Genomic DNA, 20036 nt, shown 5'->3' on the forward strand with positions numbered 1-20036 from the left:
AGGGTTCTGAGGCATAATGTCCTCTGATCCTGCTCTTTCTTGTCTATCCGTTTACTTGGTTACACTGCTGAGTTTGTATGCGCCGTCCGCGAGCCTGTTCGTATTCGCAAAATCCACCCCGGGTTTATTCGTTGCCGGATCGATGATCGCGATGGCGATGTCATAGGTGCCTGAGGCCAAGCCCGATACGGGGATGGAATCGGTCAGCGTGTAGCTGCCCGTTTTCCAAGTGGTCAAGTTCGCTGACGTTGTCTTTTTGGCAACGACCGTATTTCCGCTCCGCAGCTGAATTTCCACCGCCCATGCAAACGGGAAATGCTGCACGCCTTTATTTTCGATCTGAATCGTTGGCGTAAACGTGTTCCCGGTAATGGTGGAAGGATGGGAGATTTCCTTCACCACGAAGTGGTAACCCATGCGTTTCTTCAAGGCATCGATATTGGCTTGAAGCGCATGATTGAGCGGAAGGGACGCCGGCGAGTTGGGTCCTAGCCAGCTTGGTTTGCTCAGCTCGGTTTGGCGCAAAGTTTCCGTATATCCGCTGCCGCTGGTCAATGCGGCAAGCATGCCGGAAGCGCCCCCGTAGAATTCGCCGCCCGAGATGCGCGTCTCCCAGAAGTTGGCGTGTGCGGGCTGCTGCTGGCCGATATCATCCCAGTACCCGTTCTGAGTGCCGGTGTACCAACCCCAATCCGCATCGAAACTGTCCTTGTGTCCAAACACGTCGTTGAACATGCCCATGATCATGCCCTTGTTGTTGGTTTTCGCCAAAGCGATGCTGCGGCGGATCAAGACCTGCATCTTGTCCTCCTTGCCGGCAAAAGCGTCAATGTAATGCTGCACGTAAACGTTCGAAACGGCATTGGGAGGGAAAACCCCGGTGTAATTGGTTTCGCCATTGGGGCCTACATAAGGCCAGGTATGGAACTCGCCCCAGTGACCAAGAGAACCGATCTGGATGAACGCAACCGGGCGATCATTGGTATTATAGTGTGCCGCAATGGCCTCGATGGCCAATTTATGCCGTTCCTGGAGATAAGAAGAGCTGTAATTCGGCGAAAAGCCCGTATTGTTCCCTGTGCCCATACCTCCGGTTTCGTCGCTGTAAGGTGTTCCGGGCGATTCCCCGCGCGCGACCATATCGTTGTAAAGCCAGTCTGGAATATCGCGGTGAGCTTGACCGGTCGGGCTGTCCAGAATGAAGCGCAGCACCACTTTGACGCCCTTGTTTTTCCAGTAGGCAAAATGATTCGTTGCTTCGATTGCGCTGAAGTCATACGTTCCTTTGACGGGCTCCAGCTCCTTCCAGGTAACCCCGGCATACACCAGTCTGTGTGGCTGTGCATAGTCGGTGGATTTGGCGGAAGGGGCCCAGCCTTTGAATGGATTGTTAAGCGGACTAACGAGCTCCAGAGGGTACGCGACCGTTTCATTGCCGGAACCGCCTTCGGAACCGGAGGTCAGCGAATAGCCTGGCAGCGCTTGGCCTGCTGCCGGCAGTCTGGCCGTATCTGAACCGTTATCAATGTAACCGACCCGAACCGTGCTGCCTGCTCCGACCTGCAGGGTGGCCAAAGGAATGGCAACCTCGATGACGGAGGAATTGCGATAAAATTGGGAATTCGTCAATGTTGCGGCCGAATTCCAAACCCAATCGGTGCCGCTGCCGCCATAACGGTATAGTCCTTGATTTTCAAGCAGCCATTCGACTCCGGTGGCCGCCCAGCCGGACGCTTGGTATCCTGTCGAGGCATCGTTATCGGCATTAATCCAGAAGTTTCCCATAGTCGTACTCAAACCTGAGCCCTGAACGAGCAGGTACAAATTTGTCCCGTCATGGGTTGCTTTAAGCGTCTGAGCCGTGCCTGATTGGCTTGCGAGCGCAGCAATTCCGCTCCAGTCGCTGACGTTGCCATCAATGGTGATCGTGGCGGCAGAAGCTTTTGGAGCAGCACCAGGCAAGAACAGGGTGAACATGAGAATGAGAGCAAAAACCAATCCGATGGTCCGTTTGCTTCGGTTGAACAATGTGTTCATGGTAAACCTCCTAATACGGAATGTAGGTTATTCGCTTACGCTTTCTCGTCTTGATGTCGTTCATAAGGTGGGAAAAGTAGTTTGCTTCAGTCAAAAAAGGCGGAGGAATAGTGACGTTTCATGTCATGGTAATGGCAATCATAGGGGATGAGGCATGAAAAATTAAAATAAATGTTTGCGGCAAAAACATAAAATGATCGTTGCGATCGACGGGATCCACGTCTACATTGCATTATAGGGGAAGACTGGAAGAGATTCAATCCAAAATTTCTCAAACTATTCATGTATTTTCCCTGAAAATGTAAGGTTGTTTTCGGAAAAGTGATGTATATATCAAAAGAAACATTGATTCAATTTTGCCGCAAAAATATTGGATTTCCCTTAAATTATATAATACAATAAATAAAATGTAAACGCTTAACACGCTATGAATAAACAAATATCTTCCTGTGTTATTAATAAAATGATTGAATTTTATTGCCGCAAAGATAATTTAAAATTTAGCCAAAAACGATTGACAATCATTCTGAACTATTTTACTATCGATACATATTCAATCCCTTGTTAGCTTTGTTGACATCATTATCGCTTTAAGGCTTTTGCCGCAAATTTATGAGTAACGGAGAGTGTGAGCATGGATAAGATAAAAATGGGTTTTATCGGCGTTGGGGATATGGGGTCGCATCATTGCATCGGTTTTGATCGGCTTGAGGAGAGCGAAGTCCGTTATGTTTGCGACATGAACGAAGCGAATGTGGAGCGAACGCTGGCCGAGCTCAAACACAGCCGTCCGGTCGTGGTGAAGGATTATCGGGAATTGCTGCAAAAAGAAGATCTGGATGCCGTCGTCATCAGTGTTCCCAACTATTTGCACCGGGAAGTTGCAGTAGCTTTCCTGGAGGCAGGCAAGCATGTATTTCTGGAAAAGCCGGTAGCCCATACGATCGAGGATTGCGATGCCATCATTCAGGCTGCCGAGACGGCAGGGCGCACGCTGCAGATCGGGCTGGTGTACCGATATTCCAATCTGTACCGACGGATGGCGAGAGAACTGGAGAGCGGACGCCTTGGCGACGTGAAATTGATGTGGTGCAAGGAGTTTCGCGATCCTTTCCCGCCTGCGGACTGGTTCTACGACAAATCCAAATCCGGCGGTGCGATCGTCGAGAAGGACTGCCACCATTTCGATATTTTCAATTGGATGATCCAGGCGAAGCCGGTACGCGTTTTTGCCTCCGGGGGACAACACGTTATGAAGCAGGGTGAGCCTAACTTGATTCGGAACTCTTACAGCCACTACGAGCCCAAAGAAATTTCGGATACATCGATCGTGGACCATGCCTTTATCACCATTGATTATGATAACGGCAGCAAGGCCAATCTGGGCCTGTGCATGTATTTGAAACCGCGAAATCTGATGGGTGAAGGACTTGAGATCGGCCTCATCGGAGAGAACGGCGGCCAGATGGTAGCCCGGAACGACAAAACGATTGATATCGTAGGAGGGCAGGACTGGACCAAAGACCATCTCGACATTGACGTGGCTTCCGATTCCATCATGGGCGGGCATACGGGAGGGCAGACCCAGCGCATAGATTTTTTGAAATGCGTACGGGAAGGAAAGCAGCCGTTTGCCAGTGCGCAGGTCGGACGCGACGCTCTGTTGATTGCCCTCGCGGCAGAGAAATCGATCATTGAAGAACGGTATGTATACTTAGAAGAAATTTCCGGCTGAGGGGTGTCATCATGAATGGACTGAGAAAATATGACACGCTGCTGTTTTTCCTTTTCATCCTGCCCTGGATCATTGGGTTTATCACCTTTTTCATGATTCCTTTCGGAACCTCGGTTTTTTACGCGTTTACGGACGCGAGACTTCCCGGAGCCACTCAATACAATTTTGTCGGCTTTGACAATTTTATGCACATGATGGATGACCCCGTTTTTTTTAAAAGCTTGCTGAACACCCTCTATTTTGTCGGATTCGGCGTTCCCATCGTGACGGCGGGCATGCTTGGCCTGGCGATGCTGCTCAATTTCAATGTCAGAGGCATCGCGCTGTTCCGCACCTTCTTTTATTTGCCCACTTTAGTTCCCATCGTAGCCACGGTCATCATCTGGCGGCTCGTATTCAATTCCGAATTCGGCATTCTGAACGGCGTGCTCGGGGCGCTTGGCATGGGCAAAGTGGATTGGATCGGCGGCGAACATACGATCAAGCCCGTCATCATCATGCTGCAGGTCTGGATCTCCGGCAGCGGCGTACTCATTTTCCTGGCGGCGCTGAAAAACGTGCCCAAACATTTGTATGAAGCTGCGGCCATAGACGGCGCCAGAGGCGTTCGGCGTTTTTTTCACATTACCTTGCCGATGATCAGTCCCTCCATCCTGTTTGTTATCATCATTCAGACGATGTACAACTTTCAGATGTTCACGGAAGCGCTGCTGCTTTCCAAGGGAGGACCGAACTACGCTGCTTATACGTTTGTTTACAATATCTACAAATCAGCCTTCACCGACCTGAAGTTCAGCATGGCGATGTCGCAGTCGATTTTCCTGTTCGCGCTGATCTCGCTGGCGACGCTGATCCTGATGAAAATTTCGAACCGCTTCGTCTACTACGAGGGAGAACGTTAGGAGGAGAGCAATATGAGCAGCCGCAAAATCGTGGCAAAAGCGTCCCAATATACATTGCTTATCGCAGCTTTAATGCTGTTTGCAGGACCATTGGTGTGGATGCTGTCGACCATGCTGAAAACCAAGGCTGAGACGTACAGGGTACCTCCTACGGTCTTGCCGGAGAAATTCAGTCTTGAAGCTTTTGAACGGTTGTTCGCCGTACAGCCGATGATGTGGCACTGGATACAAAATTCGTTGTTCATCTCGTTTTTCGTTGCGGCGGGAGCTGTGGTGTCCAGTTCTCTTGTCGCTTACGGATTCTCGCGGTTTGCTACCAGATACCGGAATATTCTGTTTCCCATCGTGCTGGTCACGTTAATGATTCCCCCGTCCATCATGATGATCCCCTCATACGTCCTTTTTACCAAGCTGCATTGGATCGACACCTGGTTGCCGCTCATCGTTCCATCCTGGCTTGGCGGAGCCTATTACATTTTCCTGTTCCGGCAATTTTTCATGACCATTCCCCAAGAGCTGGACGAGGCGACTTATCTCGACGGCGGCAATCGCTGGACGGTATACGCCAGAGTGATCATGCCGCTATCCAAACCGATTATCATGACAACCATTATTTTTGCCTTCGTGAATTCCTGGCTCGATTTTCTGGGGCCGTTCCTTTATATCAAAAATGCGGAAATGTTCACGCTGAGCGTCGGACTGCAACTGCTGATCGGCCAGACCAGCCAAGATCTGCCCGCGCTTGCCGCGGGAGCATTCATCAGCATACTGCCGATTGGCCTGCTGTATCTGTTTGCGCAGCGTTATATCGTCGAGGGGGTGGTGCTGACGGGCACCAAGGGGTAAACGAACTGTCGGTTTTCCGGTTTTTGCATCGCCATGACTTTTCGATTAGACGTAAAGGGGAGTTGTATATGAGAACAAAGGGCAAACGGCTGTTTAATGTGTGGGCACTTGTGCTGGCGGCGATGATGGTCATCAGTGGATGTGGAAGCGGGGGATCTTCCGAATCCGGGAGTTCTGCCGAAGGCGGCGGCACTCCGGGCGAACCTGTAACGATAACGTACTCCCAGTGGGGAACGGCAGAAGAGCTGCACCGGACGCAGGAACTTCTGGATCAATTCATGAAGGCGAATCCGGATGTGAAGGTCAAGCTGGAGGGCAAGGATTGGGGCAGCTATTGGGATGGGTTGACGGCGAATGCAGCCGGGGGCACGCTCCCCGACGTGTTCAAAACCAGTTACGCCTACGTGGAGAAATACGCCGAGCTGGGTATTTTTAAGGAATTGGACGGACTGCTCGCCGAGAACGGGTTCGATCTGAACAATGTGGACAAAAGCCTGCTGGGGCTTCACCAATATCAGGGCAAACAAGTATCTTTGCCGATCGATGCCAATGTCATCGTATGGTATTACAACAAAGACATGTTTGAGGACCCTGCGACGAATCCTCAGCAAGCAGCGGTACCGTCACTTGAACCGACGTGGGATGAAATTGCTGATATAGCCACCAAAATGACGCTGGACAAAAACGGGAAAACTGCGGCCGAATCAGGGTTCGATGCCAACAACATTGTACAGTGGGGCATGTCCGTTTCGCCAGGGTCGACGATGGACTGGTTCCTGGAGCCTGAGCTGTGGTCCAACGGCGCGAAGCTGGTGAATGACGACGGTTCCCTTGCCCTGGATACACCGGAAGCGAAGGAAGTGCTGAATTATTTCATCGATCTGACCAAAAACAAAAAAATCAACACCACCCCTGCTCAGATTGAAGGGTTGGGAGGCCAGGTCAACCTGGCGATCACCACGGCAAAGGTGGCGATGAATCCGGGCGGAAGCTGGAACACCACCAACTATCAGGAGGCCGGAGTGAACTACGGCATTTCGTATTTGCCGAAATTCAAAACGAATCAGACCGTGGTTCAACCGGCAGGCATTGCGATCAGCGCGAACACCGCGCATGAAGAGGCCGCCTATAAATTGCTCGCATGGCTTGCCGGCCCGGACGGACAGACCGAACTGGCGAAGCAAGGATACTCCATTCCGGCGAATAAAGCGGCAGCGGATGCGTATATCGCCACCGTCGGAGAAGACAATAAGATATTCCTGGATGCACAGCAGTACGGCATCGTTTCGCCGTTCACCACGAAGAAAACCGATCTGGTATGGACATATGGCGAACAGTCGCTGAAGCTCCCCCTTGCAGGGGAAGGCGACTTGGATGCGGCGCTTCAGGATCTGGCGTCCAAGATGCAATAATCAGATCGTGATGAAACTATTCGTTCAGGAGTAAATATGGGATTGGATTCAAATGTATCGATGTAGGCAAAAATACTGGAATAAGCGGCAGTCCCGGGTCCGACCCGGGCTGCCGTCTTCATTTGCGAGAAACGGTTCCGTTGCTTGTGGGGACGCGAGCCATGGTGGCATGCATGACGTCACGTTGACTTCTTTCAAACTGAAATATAAGATTAAATTTGCCGCAAATTTGTGTTAAAATGGACAAAATTGCCCCAATCGAGTTGGGGCTTGAAATAGAATGACAGATGAAGGGTTGGGACTTCACATGGCTAGATTGAAGGATATTGCAGACCGGGTGGGCGTTTCGATCTCTACCGTTTCACGCGTGATGAAGAACGACGCGAACCGTTCCGTCAGTGATGAAACCCGTAAAAAAATATGGGATGCGGCAGAGGAACTCGGATACCGTTCGCAGCGACCTGCCAAGAAAAAAAAGCTGGAGCCCAAAACGGCGTATGCGATCGGTTGCGTGGTTGCGATGCCGCAAAATAAATATAACAGTCCGTATTTTTCGGTCATTATGGAAGGCATTGAGAAACAGCTGACAGATCTGGGCATGAGACTGGAGTTCGTGTACAGCATTGAGAAGGATGGAGATACGCTGCAAATGCAGGCTTTGGTCAAGGAGCATCGGATTGACGGCATGATCGTCGTAGAACGGATCGACCCTGAAGCCTACCGCTGGATCAAGGCTAATGTTCGTTCGGTGGTCGGAGTGGATATCACCGATCCGGATATTCCGGTCGTTGGTTACGATCGGGAAGCGGCGGCCAGGGAAGCCGTCAAACACCTGATCGACCAGGGACATCGGCAGATTGCGTATATCGGGGGAGCGGAGTACAAAAATGATTTTCGCGCGGAAAAACGTTTCCTTGGTTATCGGCGCGCCATGCAGGAAGCCGGTTTGACGATTGATGATGATTGGGTCATCGATGTGAAATGGGATGTATCGCTCAGTTACGAACTGACCAAAAAGGCGTTTGCCAACAATGCGGGCAAGCCAACCGCCATTTTTGCTGCCAGCGACATGATGGCTATTGCAGCCATGCGAGCGGCTACGGAACAGGGTCTCCGGATTCCGGATGACATTGCTTTTTTTGGCGTGGACAACATCGAAATCTCCGAATTCACCTCGCCTCCGTTGTCCACGATCCACGTACCCAAGCTGGAAATGGGCATGTTCGCCGTGAAACAGCTGCTCGACTATTTGGAGCATCAATACGAAGTAGCCGTGAAAATGATCATTCCGTATCGCTGCATATTTCGGCAGTCTTCGAACGGTAAACGCGATCATTCTTCTTCGACGATTTAGGCGGTGTGCGGGATACGCCAGCTTGGCATCGTTCATTGGTTTGAAACGCATTATCCAGAAACGAGCTTTTTGCCCGGGGGCAGGAAGCTCGTTTCTTCTTATGAGGCGCCTTAAGATCGGCCTCTTTTACAGCATTCTGGACAGCTTCCGGTATTCGCGGGGAGAGATGCCCTCGTGTTTGGTGAACAGGCGGCTGAAATAGTGAATGTCCGGATAGCCGCTTCGGGCGCCGACCATTTCGATGGAGTCGTCGGTTTCCCGCAGCAGCCTGCGCGCCTCGCGCAAACGGATGGACTGGATATATTCGTTAGGGGGAATCCCGGCCACTTGTCGGAACAATTTGGCCATATGATCCACGCTCAGGTTCAATTGTTTGGCCATGCCGGTATTGGTCCACTTTTCTTCGGGACTCGTCTCGATCTGTTTCATGATCTCCAACAGCTTGTCGTCATGAACGGATGCGTGGCGGGGTGCGCTAACCCAGGATGAACGGAGCAATTGGGTCAACAATTGCAGCATCAATGCTTTGCATGCCAGCTCATAACCCGGGGGACGCATCGTGAATTCATGCACAAGTTGCTCCATAAGCTGTACTGCGTAAGGAGAGGGAGTATAAATGGGAGTCGAAGATAACGGTTTCATCCCTTCGGCGCAGGCTTCCGCCGCGAACTTGTGGGCCTGCACGTTCTCTTCGTTTACGACCATGTCGGCTTCGGTCTGGATGGTCGATTCATTGAAGAAATCAAAGTGAATGCCAATGAAGCGTGCCTCGGGGCTGGAGACGACTTCGTTCTGGTGGTGGATGCCTGAAGGCAAGACGATGAGTTGTCCCGCTGTCAGCGCATAACGTTGATCATACATATAGGTTGCTGCCTCGCCCTGGCTTACATACAGCAGCTCGAAATCGTACAGCCGCCGTTTCGCCAGCTTGCCCGGGGGCAGGCTCTGGAACTGGGCATAGTGGACGCTGGGAGACCACTCCCCGTAATTCGCGATGCGTTTCAGCGGATAACCATTTGGTTGGGGAGGCATGGAAGGTTCTCCTTTCAGGATAAATTGGTGATAAAAAAATAGGCTGGAATTCAAACGGAATCGTGCAAAAAATCTCTTGATTCCCTAAATAAAAAATGGTGCGGAACATCTATAATACAAGTATTATCACATGTTTGATGAAGAGAAACAATGTCACGGATTTATTTAAAAAGGGGATGAGGCATGGTGGGCTTCCCGGTAGTCGCATCCAGATATGTCTATTGCTGCAGACGATTGGAGAACACCTTGTTCCAAAGCGGCCCTCCCGTTGTGAGGGACTGGGAACGGTGCGAACCGCTGGAACTGGTGGATACGGTGACTGGCAAGCCTGCGCGTCAGTCTACGGAAGTGCGCATGGGCTGGAGTCCCGAGTATTTGCATATCCGGTATGTGTGCGAGGATGATCATGTCGTTTCCGATTTCGCGGAACGTGATCAGCCGCTCTACGAGCAGGATGTGGTCGAACTGTTCATTGATGAACAGGGAGACGGCAAGCAATACATGGAACTGGAGGTCAGTCCGCGCAACGTTGTGTTTGATGCGTTCATTCGTCATGAAGGTGTGGCTTCAGGGATAAGAGCGGATATGAACTGGAGCATGGAGGGAATTCAGACGACGGTGGAGTCGGATGATCGCGGCAATTTGGTGTATTCGATCCATATTCCTGCCAGCAATTTCGAGTCACCTTTAATGGAAGGGACGTGTTGGAGAGTTAACATGTACCGCATTGACGAGGATATACGGGGAACGAGGGAGTATCAGGCCTGGCAGCCTACCGGCGCCGTCAATTTTCATTTGCCTGATCGATTCGGCTTTGTTCGATTCGTATGACGATCCAATCGTAAGGCCGCCGTTATTTGCATCAATTACAGGAGGGGATTGGGGTATGAAAAAAGGAATAAACATTTGGTCGTTTCCGGAAAATGCATCTATTGCGGATTGCATTCAGACGGCCAGCCGGGCAGGATTCGATGGAATTGAGCTTTCGCTGAATGGAGAAGGCGAGCTGAGCCTGTCCGCGTCGGATCGCGAAGTCCGGGATATTCAGGGACGACTGGAGGAAGCCGGACTAGAAATTGCCGGACTGGCCACGGGACTGTATTGGGATTATCCGATGACCAGCGCCCGGCCCGAAATTCGTGCGAAAGCGCTTGACGTATGCAAAAAACAGCTTGAGCTTGCCTCGGCTTTGGGCGTGGATACCATTCTCGTCATTCCCGGTGCCGTCGGCGTCGATTTTATTCCGGATAGCGAAGTGACCGATTACGAAGTTGCCTACGAACGGGCTCAGGAAGCGATAGCTCATTTGCTGCCTTATGCGGAGAGTGCCGGGGTGTCGATCGGCATCGAGAATGTATGGAACAAATTTCTGGTGTCACCGCTTGAGCTGAAGAGCTTCATCGATGGATTCGATTCCCCTTATGTCGGCTCCTATTTCGATGTGGGTAATGTGGTGCAGGGCGGATACCCGGAGCATTGGGTTCGCATTTTGGGTCACCGGATCAAAAAGGTGCATTTCAAGGATTACCGCCGTCAGGCAGGGGGATTGCACGGCTTTGTGGATCTTCTGGCGGGTGACGTGAATTATCCGGCGGTGATGGAAGCGTTGCGCGCGATCGGTTACGATAACTACGTGACTGCGGAGATGATTCCGGCGTATACGCATCATTCCAATCAGATTGTATTTAACACATCCCAAGCGATGGATGCCATTCTGGGCCGCTCTCAGATATAAATACGGGTAACTACGTGTTATCGAACTTACATTTTCGATCGGGAGGCAGAATTTATGTTGAAAGTGGGATTGGTCGGTTTTGGTTTTATGGGACGGATGCATTTCGACAATTATGTACGCCTGGCTTCGGAAGGGGAGCCGGTGGAGTTGGTCGCCATCTGCGACTTGAGAATCGAGGAACTGAAAAGCGGAAAAGCATCCGGTAACATGGCCACGGAGCAGGAAGTATACGACCTGTCAGCCTATCGCCTGTATGATGACATCGCGACCATGCTGGAGCAGGAGGAACTGGATATCGTTGATTTGACGCTGCCAACACCCTTGCATGCTGAGATTGCGCGTTCAATTCTGAACAAAGGCATTCATGTGCTCTGCGAGAAACCGGTGGCGCGCCATTCGGCAGATGGCTGGAAAATGGCGGAGACGGCCCGGCAGACGGGGCGAACGTTGATGATCGGGCAATGCCTGCGTTTTTGGCCGGCATATGCTTACCTGAAATCTGTGGTTGAAGACGGCCGTTATGGCGCGGTAACCGGAGGTTATTTTTTCAGAGGTTCAGGTGCGCCGCAGGACTGGTTTTTGGATGGGGAAAAAAGCGGCGGCTGCATTCTGGATATGCACATTCATGACACGGATATCGTGCACTGGCTGTTCGGCAAGCCGGATCGGGTATCCACGCTGGCCCGGAACGTCATTCCGGGAAGCGGTTACGATGCCGTCTCCACACATTATGCATACTCGGACGGCAAAGTCCTCAATGCTCAGGCGGACTGGACGTTGGGAGGCGATTACGGTTTCTCGATGACATATCGCGTGAATTTTGAACAAGGCAATCTGGTATTCGAGAACGGCGAGTTAAAGGTCAACCCGAATAACGCACCAGGGTTCATTCCCGAGCTTTCACCAGAATCGGGGTATTACCATCAGCTCCAGTATTTTATTCGTTCCGTGGCGGAAGGCACATCTGTTGCAACATGTACACCGGAGAGCGCCGTCGGTTCGCTCGAAATCGTCGAAGCGGAGATACGTTCAGCCGATGAAAGGGGAGCGTGGATTAAGGTAGGTTAGCTTCCTGTACATCTGCGTTTAAAGGAAAAATAAAGAGCAGAGCCCGAATTCGGGTTCTGCTCTTTCATTATGAATCATGATCCGTTTGTGCTCCCGCCAACCACCATCCAATTGTCGGGCTGTTGCACCGTTAACGGCCGATGTCTGCGAACATATTCTTCGACCAAAGCGGCCATGTCCGTCGCGCCTTCGTGCAGCACCTTTTTCCCAGGGTACATCGCGTAATCGCCGCCGCCGGCAGCGCGGTAGCTGTTCATAACAACAGAGAATGTATCTTCAGGGCCGATAGGAGTTCCGTTGCGTTCCAGTTTGACTACGCGGCTGCCCATCGGTTTGGAAATATCCAATTCATATTCGATCCCTGCCCACATGTCGTAGTTGTAATGCTGCGGCTTGGGATCGATATAGGCCGGATTAACGACGACCTGACCACCCGCATCGAGCACAAAGTAACGCGCGGTTTGCTCCAACGCTTCGCGGATGTCCTGCCCGCTGAGCTCAAGCACCGTCAAGGTATTCGGGTAGATGAAATTGGACAAAACATCCCTGACCGTGATGCGTGCACCGAAGCCGCGCGCTTCCTCGCTCAGCAGCGCCGTATTCGACACCTGCGCGCCAGTAGCATCCATTTGAACCCGATGTACGAAATCGATGAACGGATGGGCGGCCAGTCTCACGGTCGTGGCATCTTTGATGGTCAGATCGCCATGTACTTCACCGATCGGCTGGTCCAGCCATGCCTGAGTCAGGCTTTCCAGCTGTTCCGTCAAACGCAGGACGGTGGCATCTGCCTCCAGGCCGCTTTCGCTCGAATGAAGCAGACGAGCTGCTTTATCCGTGATCTGCCAGCGCCCCTCGGCATGTTGCTCTAACTGCACCGATACTTGGCCGACGGCATGGCCATTGAATCCAGGTTGGATGACGGTGACGCCATGCACTTGGCCCGTCAGCTCGCGATGCTGGTGTCCGGTTAACAATACATCGATGCCTTCGATGTCGCGGCAGATGGCGTAAGCCTGATTTTCCCCGGTAAGCCGCTCGGCAGGTTCACCTGTTTCAAGATCGCATTCGAAGCCTCCATGGTAACTGACCACGAGCACGTCCGGTTGTTCCTTTTGGCGAATATGGTTCACCCAGACACGGATCGTTTCCAAAGCGTCAACGAAGTGCAAACCTTCGATGTTTTTCGGATGCTCCCAGTTGGGAATGTAGTGGGTGGTGGCGCCAAGAATGGCGACTTTTACGCCTGTCGATAACGTTTTGATCCAATAAGGCGGGCCGAATGCCGGAATGGCTGCCCCTGCAGGAGCAGATGGCGGTATTAACGAATCAGAGTCCCCATAAGCATGGATGACGATGCGTTCATCGTCGTACGTAAGGTATTCCGGTTGATCCGTCTCATGTCCCTCCCAAGGAAGTCCAGCATTGTCGTCCGGCTGCGGGCTCCTTGCAAAACCGATATTGGCGGACAGCCAAGGGAAGCGGGAAGCTTCCACCGCTTTGCGCAGCATGCCTTGTCCATAATTGAACTCATGGTTACCCATGACCGCAGCATCGTAGCCGAGCTCATTCAATACATGGATGAAAGGATGCGTCGAATCGGCTTCGTTGAATGCGGCGGCATAGGAAGCAAGCGGAGAGCCCTGCAGCAGATCGCCGTTATCGATCAGCAGCATTTCGGGCGAAAGCTCCCGTTCCCGGCGGATCAAGGTGGCGAGATGGGCGAGACCGGCTTGGCGCGGGGCATTTGTATTGTACTGAATGGGGCGAATGGCCCCGTGAAGGTCGCTGGTAAACATGATGTCGACACGGGCCGTGCGGTTGGATGATGTCATTTTACAATCTCCTCTAGGGTATAAAATGGGCAGGTTCGATCACGACGTGATTCCGTTTCTGTTGCATTTCGAGATGGAGCCGGTTCGGTGACGAGCCATAATGAGGCTATTCTAACAGATTCTAAACGGGCTGACAGCCTGACAAGAAACTTTACAAAACTCCAAATTTCGTTTCACATCACCCTAATCATTGACAACTATAGTAGACAAGTATTGAAAAATAGAAACTCTTTGGAGGGTGTTCGCTTGAAGAAGTCTGCATTATTTTTACCATTGTTGCTTGTCATTCTGCTATTAAGTGCTTGTGGGTCAAACGCGGGTACAACTACAGATTCCGCTAACGGAACAAATTCGAGCTCGAATGCGGCCTCCGGAACGTCCTCAAACGAGGCAGACACAGACAAAACTGCCGAAGGTTACGTTCCTACCGAACTGACGGTGCAATTCGTACCATCCCAAAACGCGGATACGCTGGAAGCAAAAGCTAAACCGCTGGAGAAGCTGCTTGGCGACAAGCTGGGCATCCCGGTTAAAGTCAGCGTATCGACAGACTACAACACCATCATCGAAGCCATGGCTTCCAAAAAAGTCGATGTCGGTTTTCTGCCTCCGACAGCTTACGTGCTTGCTAAAGAAAAAGGCGCTGCACAAGTTATCCTGCAGGCGCAGCGTTTTGGCGTGAATGATGAAACAGGTGCTCCGACAGAGGATTTGGCCGATTCCTATAAATCCATGTTTATCGTGAAGAAAGATTCGCCGATCCAATCCATTGAAGATTTGAAAGGCAAAAAAATCGCTTACCAGAACGTAACTTCTTCCGCAGGTTATGTATGGCCGGCAGGTCTGCTGCTGGATAAAGGCATCGATCCATTGAAAGATGTAACGCCAGTTACGGTAAAAGGGCATGACCAAGGCGTTATCGCCGTATTGAACGGCGACGTTGATGCAGCGGCGATTTTCCAAGATGCCCGCAACACGGTTTCCAAAGACTACCCGACCGTATTCGAAGATACGCGTGTACTGGCGTTCACAGAGCCTATTCCTAACGACACCATCGCGGTACGTACGGATATGAACGCTGACTGGTCCGCGAAGCTGAAACAAGCTTTCATCGACATCGGTAAAGATCCGGAAGGTCATGAGATCATCAAAGAAATTTATACGCATGAAGGTTATGTAGAGTCCGACGACAGCAAGTTCGAAATCGTTCGTCAATACGGCGAAAAAGTAAAAACCGAGTAGTTTTCGATCACGTAGACGATTGAAAATCATCCGATTGTCATTCGCTTCTATCCCATGAGACAGATGTATTCGCAGTGCGGACAGGCCAGTTCAGCGTGACATACGCTGCGCTGGCTTGTCCCGTTACTGCTGCCCTCCGATAGATCCCATTATAGAAAGAAGGATTAGCGTAATGATCGAGCTTCATAACGTCACCAAAATGTACGCGAATGGTACGAAAGGCCTCAACAATATCAATCTTACCTTTGAACAAGGCGAGTTCATCGCGGTCGTGGGATTGTCCGGTGCGGGAAAATCGACGCTGCTGCGTTCCATTAATCGTCTCCATGATATAAGCGAAGGAGAGATTCTGATTAATGGCAGTTCGATCACCAAAGCGCAGGGCAAGCGATTGCGCATGATCCGGCGCGATATCGGCATGATCTTTCAGAGCTTCAATCTCGTGAAACGATCGAGCGTGCTTCGTAACGTTCTGGCAGGACGCGTTGGTTATCATTCCACGCTGCGCACCATCCTGGGCCGTTTTCCAAAAGAGGATACGGAGCTTGCATTCCAGGCTTTGGAACGGGTGAACATCGCGGAGAAGGCTTATTCCCGTGCGGACCAGCTGTCCGGCGGACAGCAGCAGCGGGTGGCGATTGCACGCGTACTTGCACAGGAGGCCAAAATCATTTTGGCCGACGAACCGGTTGCCTCGCTTGATCCGCTCACAACCAAACAAGTGATGGATGACTTGAAACGCATTAATCAGGATCTCGGCATCACGACCATCGTCAATCTTCACTTTATCGACTTGGCGAGGGAGTATGCCACGCGCATCGTTGGCTTGCGTGCAGGCGAAGTCGTGTTTGACGGTCCGGTGGAAGAGGCCACGGATGAGCGTTTCGCCGAAATCTACGGCAGACCGATTCTCGCCGACGAGTTGTTGGAGAAACAGCATGTATCCGAGCAGGGAGAAGTGCTGGTATGAAGGGGCAGGCCAACGCTTCACTTCACCAACCACGGACAAGAGCGGGAAAGGAGCCGGGTTTGGGACCTAATCAGGTTGTCAACCGCCCCAAACCGCCGGGGCGCACCAAACATCTGCTCACCGTAATCATCATTTTGCTGTTATTGTGGGCCAGTGCCAAACAAACCGATGCCAGCTTTAGTGAACTCATCGAAGGGTTTCCTAATATGTGGGATCTGCTGAAGGAAATGTTTCCGCCACGCTGGACCTACTTCGACAACATTGTGCAGGGCATGCTGGAAACGATTCGCATGGCTTTGATCGGCACCACCATCGGTGCCATCATTGCGATTCCGGTATCGATCATTTGTGCGGGGAACCTGATGCCGAGCCGCTGGATTTATTATCCGGCCCGTTTCGTGCTGAACCTGATTCGTACCGTGCCTGACCTGCTCTTGGCCGCGCTGTTCGTCGCGGTGTTCGGTCTGGGACCGATCCCCGGTATTTTGGCCCTTGCCGTGTTCTCGGTCGGACTGATTGCGAAGCTGACTTACGAAACGCTGGAAACGATCGATAAAGGACCGCTGGAAGCGATGACCGCCGTCGGCATGAACCGGATCCAGCTCATCGTGTATGGGGTCGTGCCACAGCTGGCTGCCCAGTTTACTTCCTATGTCCTGTATGCCTTTGAGATCAATGTGCGCGCGGCGGCTATCCTTGGACTGGTAGGCGCAGGGGGCATCGGACTTTATTATGAGGCAACGCTTGGATTCCTGGAGTATGACAAAACGAGCGTGATCATTCTGTTTACCCTTGCGATCGTCCTCATCATCGATTATGTAAGTACTAAGCTGCGGGAGAAGTTGCTATGATGAAAAATGAAACAAGCGCCATCCGGCGCAAACCACGAAAGAACCCGCTTCGCTGGGTCATCGTGCTGCTGTTGATCCTGGTATATGCCTGGGCATTGGCAGGCGTGCCGTTTACCGGCCTCAAGGATACGGCCGGCCAGATCATGAAGGCGATCGTAGCCGGGATTTTCTCGCCGGACTGGAATTTTGTCTATTTGCCGGAAGGCGAAGATTTGCTGCGAGGATTGCTCGACACGCTGGCGATCTCGATTCTGGGAACGGTCATTTCGGCCGTGCTGTGCATTCCGTTTGCTTTTTGGTCCGCCCGAAACATGAGCCGGTTTCGCGCAATATCGGGGGCAGGCAAGATGGTCCTGAGCTTCATTCGCACTTTTCCCGAAATCATCATGGCTTTGCTGTTCATCAAGGCCGTGGGACCGGGTTCTTTCGCGGGGGTCCTTGCACTCGGGCTGCATTCCATCGGGATGCTGGGCAAGCTGTTTGCCGACGAAGTGGAAAATATCGATTACGGTCCTTCCGAAGCGTTGCTCGCTTCCGGGGCCACGCGCATGCAGCAGCTGTGGTTTGCCGTGCTGCCGCAGGTGCTGCCTGGATTCCTCAACTATACGTTGTACCGGTTCGAGATCAACGTACGTTCCGCAACCATTCTGGGCGTCATTGGGGCAGGGGGGATCGGCACGCCGCTGATCTTTGCGCTCAGCACGCGGAACTGGCCGCGCGTCGGCATCATTTTGCTGGGCATCATCGTGATGATCACGATCATTGACCTGATTTCCGGTTACATTCGCAAGAAGCTGGTGTAAATCAGGGTCGAGAAATAAGCGTTTAATGGAAGTGCTCGATAGTTCAGTGCTATGCTTGATTCCGTGCAAAGTACATGAAGGAATCAGGAGTGCAGTTACGTCGGTCAATAAACATGGCCGTGGCAACTGCACTCCTTTTTATATAAGTATCAACAACTCACACCTTGTCATTAAGTTGAGGGCTGTGCTCGAATGATTGTTCATTGTTCCTGCTATAGCATCCAGGTTCTCATCACTTTTTTTCCAAACAGTCAGTGTTAAGGTGTTATTACGAAATCGAGTCTTTCAAAAAATCCGTAAAACTCACCGGCGATCTTCCAATCAGGTTTTCCAAAGTGGGATCGGTTTGCGAGAAATCTCCCTGTCGACTTGCCTGAAACATCCCCGTAAGCATGCCGACCATCACTTCCGGCAGTCCTCGGGATACCAAGTGGTTCCGATATTCATCATCCGACACGACCATTCGCCGAATCGGTCGATCCAAGACCTTGGAAGCAATCGCTGCGATTCGATCCATGTCAATCGCTTCGGAAGCCGTAAGGTGGGGAGTTATTCCTTCATATCTCTGCTCTGTCAGGATTACCGCTGTGGCTTCAGCCAGGTCGGAATGGGTGGTCCAGGCAACAGGACCATCTTCCGGAGCAATCAATTCCCCTGTTTTCAAGGCATCACCCATCCACATGATTGCTGATGCGGCATAAAAGCCGTTTCGCAGCGACGTAAAAGCCAGTCCTGAAGATTTTAGCATCTCTTCTGTAGCAGCATGAACGTCCATGGGAGAAAAATGCGACGTTGCAGATGAAAACATTTGGCTAGTATACAACAGTCGACTAACGCCAGCTTTCTTTGCCGAGTCGATTGCGGTATGATGCTGACGAACAGCAGCTTCCCCCAAGGAGTGGGACGAGATCATAAGAACTTGAGACGCTCCCTCAAAGGCGTGAAGAAGACTCTCGGAATCATCGAAATTTCCTTGCCGAACACGAACTCCGCGTTCTTTTAGATCTTGTACCGTGTTCACATCACGGACACTTACACCAATATCCCCGGCTGGAACACGCTTGAGAAGTTCTTCTACGACATTCCGACCTAATTTTCCATTCGCTCCAGTAACAACAATCATTTATGCACTCATCCTTTCGTTCGCAATTCAGATAGAGATTTTCTTGTTATACGATTTGGTTTGTGCAATCATAATCGTATAAGTGCATGTTTCAAAAAAGTGACTTTTTGAACAACCTCTTAAGTAAAAGATAAAAGGAATAAGCCCGTGCAAACAACCTGCAAAAAGCTGTTTGTGTTGTGTTCCCAACATTTTTGTCCTTTTGTCTGTTATTTGAGTTCAAGAGAAAGAGGGGATAAGATGTCGGTAAATCCCGAGGATCCGCGTGTTAAAAGAACCCGTCAATTGTTCGTGCAGGCTTTTAACGATTTGGTTGAGAAAAAGAGAAACGTCTATTCCATTTCTGTGCACGATATCACGAAACAAGCAACCGTAAATCGAACAACGTTTTATGCGCATTTTCAGGATAAATATGATTTTCTTGAATATTGGATGACGGAAAAGTTCCAGAAGACTATAAGGGATAGATTGCCGGAAGGAACAAGTTGCAATGCGGGCAATTTGCGAATCCTTATTCAAACCATACTCGATTTTCTTTTGCGGTTTCATCAATGTAGTACGCCGGGAGACAAGCAGTTTGAAGCGATGTTTGAAAATATCATGCATCAGGATCTTCATCGACTCCTGCTTAAACGGATAAATGAAGTGGACACACTGAGCTTTTCGCAAGAAAAATTGGAAGCTATGGCACTCGTTATCAGTTGGGGCATATTCGGATCGGCTTTGCAGTGGAGCCGGAACCCTCAAGACCGCTCAGTGGAAACGACGTTTGAAGAAGTTATAGAGGTTATATCGGTCCAGTTGGCCCCTTTTTGGGAGCAAACAGCCAGCTAAAGACACGCCTCATTGACCGATGTCGAGACAACGCGTTTGGGTTATAAATCGGACTTATGATAGTATGCGTTAATTGGTTGAAAAGGGTGGAGTATGGGGAGCAAAGGGGAGAACGGTCTACGGATGATCGGGTAACCGCGAGCGCTAACGAACATCACACGTCTTATTCGGGCGATATCAAGCTGATTCCGGCGCTAACGAATCTCAGACACCTTATTTGTGGATTTCAGGGTCGTGGTACATGGGTTTGGCTGAAA

At 51.1% G+C, this 20036-nt stretch carries 17 protein-coding genes; 13 read left to right on the plus strand and 4 right to left on the minus strand.

Annotated elements, in window-relative coordinates:
• Positions 1-51: 51 nt before the first annotated feature.
• Positions 52-2037 carry a DUF4832 domain-containing protein gene (locus MKY59_RS04865; RefSeq protein WP_339276308.1) on the minus strand — a complete coding sequence of 662 codons (1986 nt, stop codon included), beginning with the start codon at positions 2035-2037 and terminating at the stop codon, positions 52-54.
• 634 nt (positions 2038-2671) lie between these two features.
• Here MKY59_RS04865 and MKY59_RS04870 point away from each other — a divergent pair.
• The 5 genes from MKY59_RS04870 (at position 2672) to MKY59_RS04890 (ending at position 8286) form a co-directional block, all read left to right on the plus strand.
• On the plus strand, positions 2672-3772 hold the full coding sequence (locus MKY59_RS04870) for a Gfo/Idh/MocA family oxidoreductase (protein WP_339276309.1): 1101 nt from the start codon (positions 2672-2674) through the stop codon (positions 3770-3772).
• A gap of 11 nt (positions 3773-3783) precedes the next feature.
• The gene (locus MKY59_RS04875) at positions 3784-4674 is read left to right on the plus strand and encodes a sugar ABC transporter permease (protein WP_339276311.1); all 891 of its coding nucleotides are present in this window, start codon (positions 3784-3786) and stop codon (positions 4672-4674) included.
• 12 nt (positions 4675-4686) lie between these two features.
• The gene (locus MKY59_RS04880; RefSeq protein ID WP_339276313.1) at positions 4687-5520 is read left to right on the plus strand and encodes a carbohydrate ABC transporter permease; all 834 of its coding nucleotides are present in this window, start codon (positions 4687-4689) and stop codon (positions 5518-5520) included.
• Between the two features lie 68 nt (positions 5521-5588).
• Positions 5589-6932 carry a sugar ABC transporter substrate-binding protein gene (locus MKY59_RS04885; RefSeq protein WP_339276314.1) on the plus strand — a complete coding sequence of 448 codons (1344 nt, stop codon included), beginning with the start codon at positions 5589-5591 and terminating at the stop codon, positions 6930-6932.
• 307 nt (positions 6933-7239) lie between these two features.
• A complete protein-coding gene (locus MKY59_RS04890) occupies positions 7240-8286 on the plus strand; it encodes a LacI family DNA-binding transcriptional regulator (RefSeq protein WP_236420252.1) in 1047 nt (348 codons plus the stop codon).
• A gap of 126 nt (positions 8287-8412) precedes the next feature.
• Here MKY59_RS04890 and MKY59_RS04895 read toward each other — a convergent pair whose 3' ends face one another.
• Positions 8413-9318, minus strand: coding sequence for an AraC family transcriptional regulator (locus MKY59_RS04895; RefSeq protein WP_339276316.1), 906 nt, complete (start codon positions 9316-9318; stop codon positions 8413-8415).
• A gap of 183 nt (positions 9319-9501) precedes the next feature.
• On the opposite strand from MKY59_RS04895, the gene MKY59_RS04900 reads away from it, so the two are divergent.
• Genes MKY59_RS04900 through MKY59_RS04910 form a run of 3 tightly spaced genes read left to right on the plus strand, consistent with a single transcriptional unit; the run spans position 9502 to position 12121 of the window.
• Positions 9502-10149, plus strand: a complete 648-nt coding sequence (locus MKY59_RS04900; RefSeq protein ID WP_339276317.1) for a carbohydrate-binding family 9-like protein — start codon at positions 9502-9504, stop codon at positions 10147-10149.
• A 55-nt stretch (positions 10150-10204) separates the two neighbouring features.
• Positions 10205-11053, plus strand: coding sequence for a sugar phosphate isomerase/epimerase family protein (locus MKY59_RS04905; RefSeq protein ID WP_339276318.1), 849 nt, complete (start codon positions 10205-10207; stop codon positions 11051-11053).
• A 54-nt stretch (positions 11054-11107) separates the two neighbouring features.
• Complete coding sequence (locus tag MKY59_RS04910) at positions 11108-12121, plus strand: Gfo/Idh/MocA family oxidoreductase (RefSeq protein WP_339276320.1); 1014 nt, start codon at positions 11108-11110, stop codon at positions 12119-12121.
• 74 nt (positions 12122-12195) lie between these two features.
• Here MKY59_RS04910 and MKY59_RS04915 read toward each other — a convergent pair whose 3' ends face one another.
• Positions 12196-13956, minus strand: a complete 1761-nt coding sequence (locus MKY59_RS04915) for a bifunctional UDP-sugar hydrolase/5'-nucleotidase (RefSeq protein WP_339276321.1) — start codon at positions 13954-13956, stop codon at positions 12196-12198.
• Between the two features lie 246 nt (positions 13957-14202).
• On the opposite strand from MKY59_RS04915, the gene MKY59_RS04920 reads away from it, so the two are divergent.
• The 4 genes from MKY59_RS04920 to phnE (MKY59_RS04935) all read left to right on the plus strand — a co-directional run bounded on the left by MKY59_RS04920 (position 14203) and on the right by phnE (MKY59_RS04935) (position 17822).
• Positions 14203-15198, plus strand: coding sequence for a phosphate/phosphite/phosphonate ABC transporter substrate-binding protein (locus tag MKY59_RS04920; RefSeq protein ID WP_236420246.1), 996 nt, complete (start codon positions 14203-14205; stop codon positions 15196-15198).
• A gap of 172 nt (positions 15199-15370) precedes the next feature.
• Positions 15371-16168 carry a phosphonate ABC transporter ATP-binding protein gene (gene phnC / locus MKY59_RS04925; RefSeq protein WP_339276323.1) on the plus strand — a complete coding sequence of 266 codons (798 nt, stop codon included), beginning with the start codon at positions 15371-15373 and terminating at the stop codon, positions 16166-16168.
• Positions 16165-17019 carry a phosphonate ABC transporter, permease protein PhnE gene (gene phnE, locus MKY59_RS04930; protein WP_339276325.1) on the plus strand — a complete coding sequence of 285 codons (855 nt, stop codon included), beginning with the start codon at positions 16165-16167 and terminating at the stop codon, positions 17017-17019. The genes phnC and phnE (MKY59_RS04930) overlap by 4 nt, the downstream gene beginning before the upstream one ends.
• Positions 17016-17822: a phosphonate ABC transporter, permease protein PhnE gene (gene phnE / locus MKY59_RS04935; RefSeq protein WP_339276327.1), complete on the plus strand. Its 807-nt coding sequence runs from the start codon at positions 17016-17018 to the stop codon at positions 17820-17822. Before phnE (MKY59_RS04930) ends, phnE (MKY59_RS04935) begins: the two co-directional genes overlap by 4 nt.
• A gap of 268 nt (positions 17823-18090) precedes the next feature.
• On the opposite strand, the gene MKY59_RS04940 is transcribed toward phnE (MKY59_RS04935), so the two are convergent.
• Positions 18091-18945, minus strand: a complete 855-nt coding sequence (locus MKY59_RS04940) for an SDR family oxidoreductase (protein WP_339276329.1) — start codon at positions 18943-18945, stop codon at positions 18091-18093.
• A gap of 240 nt (positions 18946-19185) precedes the next feature.
• Here MKY59_RS04940 and MKY59_RS04945 point away from each other — a divergent pair, with 240 nt between their 5' ends.
• Positions 19186-19779, plus strand: coding sequence for a TetR/AcrR family transcriptional regulator (locus MKY59_RS04945; protein ID WP_339276330.1), 594 nt, complete (start codon positions 19186-19188; stop codon positions 19777-19779).
• Positions 19780-20036 lie beyond the last annotated feature (257 nt).

Source organism: Paenibacillus sp. FSL W8-0426 (assembly GCF_037969725.1).
GTDB classification, from domain to species: domain Bacteria; phylum Bacillota; class Bacilli; order Paenibacillales; family Paenibacillaceae; genus Paenibacillus; species Paenibacillus hubeiensis.

Excerpts from the sequence above, each read along its gene's own strand:
- MKY59_RS04865 (WP_339276308.1), bottom strand. The coding sequence starts at position 2,037 with ATGAACACATTGTTCAACCGAAGCAAACGGACCATCGGATTGGTTTTT.
- MKY59_RS04870 (WP_339276309.1), top strand. The coding sequence starts at position 2,672 with ATGGATAAGATAAAAATGGGTTTTATCGGCGTTGGGGATATGGGGTCG.
- MKY59_RS04875 (WP_339276311.1), top strand. The coding sequence starts at position 3,784 with ATGAATGGACTGAGAAAATATGACACGCTGCTGTTTTTCCTTTTCATC.
- MKY59_RS04880 (WP_339276313.1), top strand. The coding sequence starts at position 4,687 with ATGAGCAGCCGCAAAATCGTGGCAAAAGCGTCCCAATATACATTGCTT.
- MKY59_RS04885 (WP_339276314.1), top strand. The coding sequence starts at position 5,589 with ATGAGAACAAAGGGCAAACGGCTGTTTAATGTGTGGGCACTTGTGCTG.
- MKY59_RS04890 (WP_236420252.1), top strand. The coding sequence starts at position 7,240 with ATGGCTAGATTGAAGGATATTGCAGACCGGGTGGGCGTTTCGATCTCT.
- MKY59_RS04895 (WP_339276316.1), bottom strand. The coding sequence starts at position 9,318 with ATGCCTCCCCAACCAAATGGTTATCCGCTGAAACGCATCGCGAATTAC.
- MKY59_RS04900 (WP_339276317.1), top strand. The coding sequence starts at position 9,502 with ATGGTGGGCTTCCCGGTAGTCGCATCCAGATATGTCTATTGCTGCAGA.
- MKY59_RS04905 (WP_339276318.1), top strand. The coding sequence starts at position 10,205 with ATGAAAAAAGGAATAAACATTTGGTCGTTTCCGGAAAATGCATCTATT.
- MKY59_RS04910 (WP_339276320.1), top strand. The coding sequence starts at position 11,108 with ATGTTGAAAGTGGGATTGGTCGGTTTTGGTTTTATGGGACGGATGCAT.
- MKY59_RS04915 (WP_339276321.1), bottom strand. The coding sequence starts at position 13,956 with ATGACATCATCCAACCGCACGGCCCGTGTCGACATCATGTTTACCAGC.
- phnC (WP_339276323.1), top strand. The coding sequence starts at position 15,371 with ATGATCGAGCTTCATAACGTCACCAAAATGTACGCGAATGGTACGAAA.
- phnE (WP_339276325.1), top strand. The coding sequence starts at position 16,165 with ATGAAGGGGCAGGCCAACGCTTCACTTCACCAACCACGGACAAGAGCG.
- phnE (WP_339276327.1), top strand. The coding sequence starts at position 17,016 with ATGATGAAAAATGAAACAAGCGCCATCCGGCGCAAACCACGAAAGAAC.
- MKY59_RS04940 (WP_339276329.1), bottom strand. The coding sequence starts at position 18,945 with ATGATTGTTGTTACTGGAGCGAATGGAAAATTAGGTCGGAATGTCGTA.
- MKY59_RS04945 (WP_339276330.1), top strand. The coding sequence starts at position 19,186 with ATGTCGGTAAATCCCGAGGATCCGCGTGTTAAAAGAACCCGTCAATTG.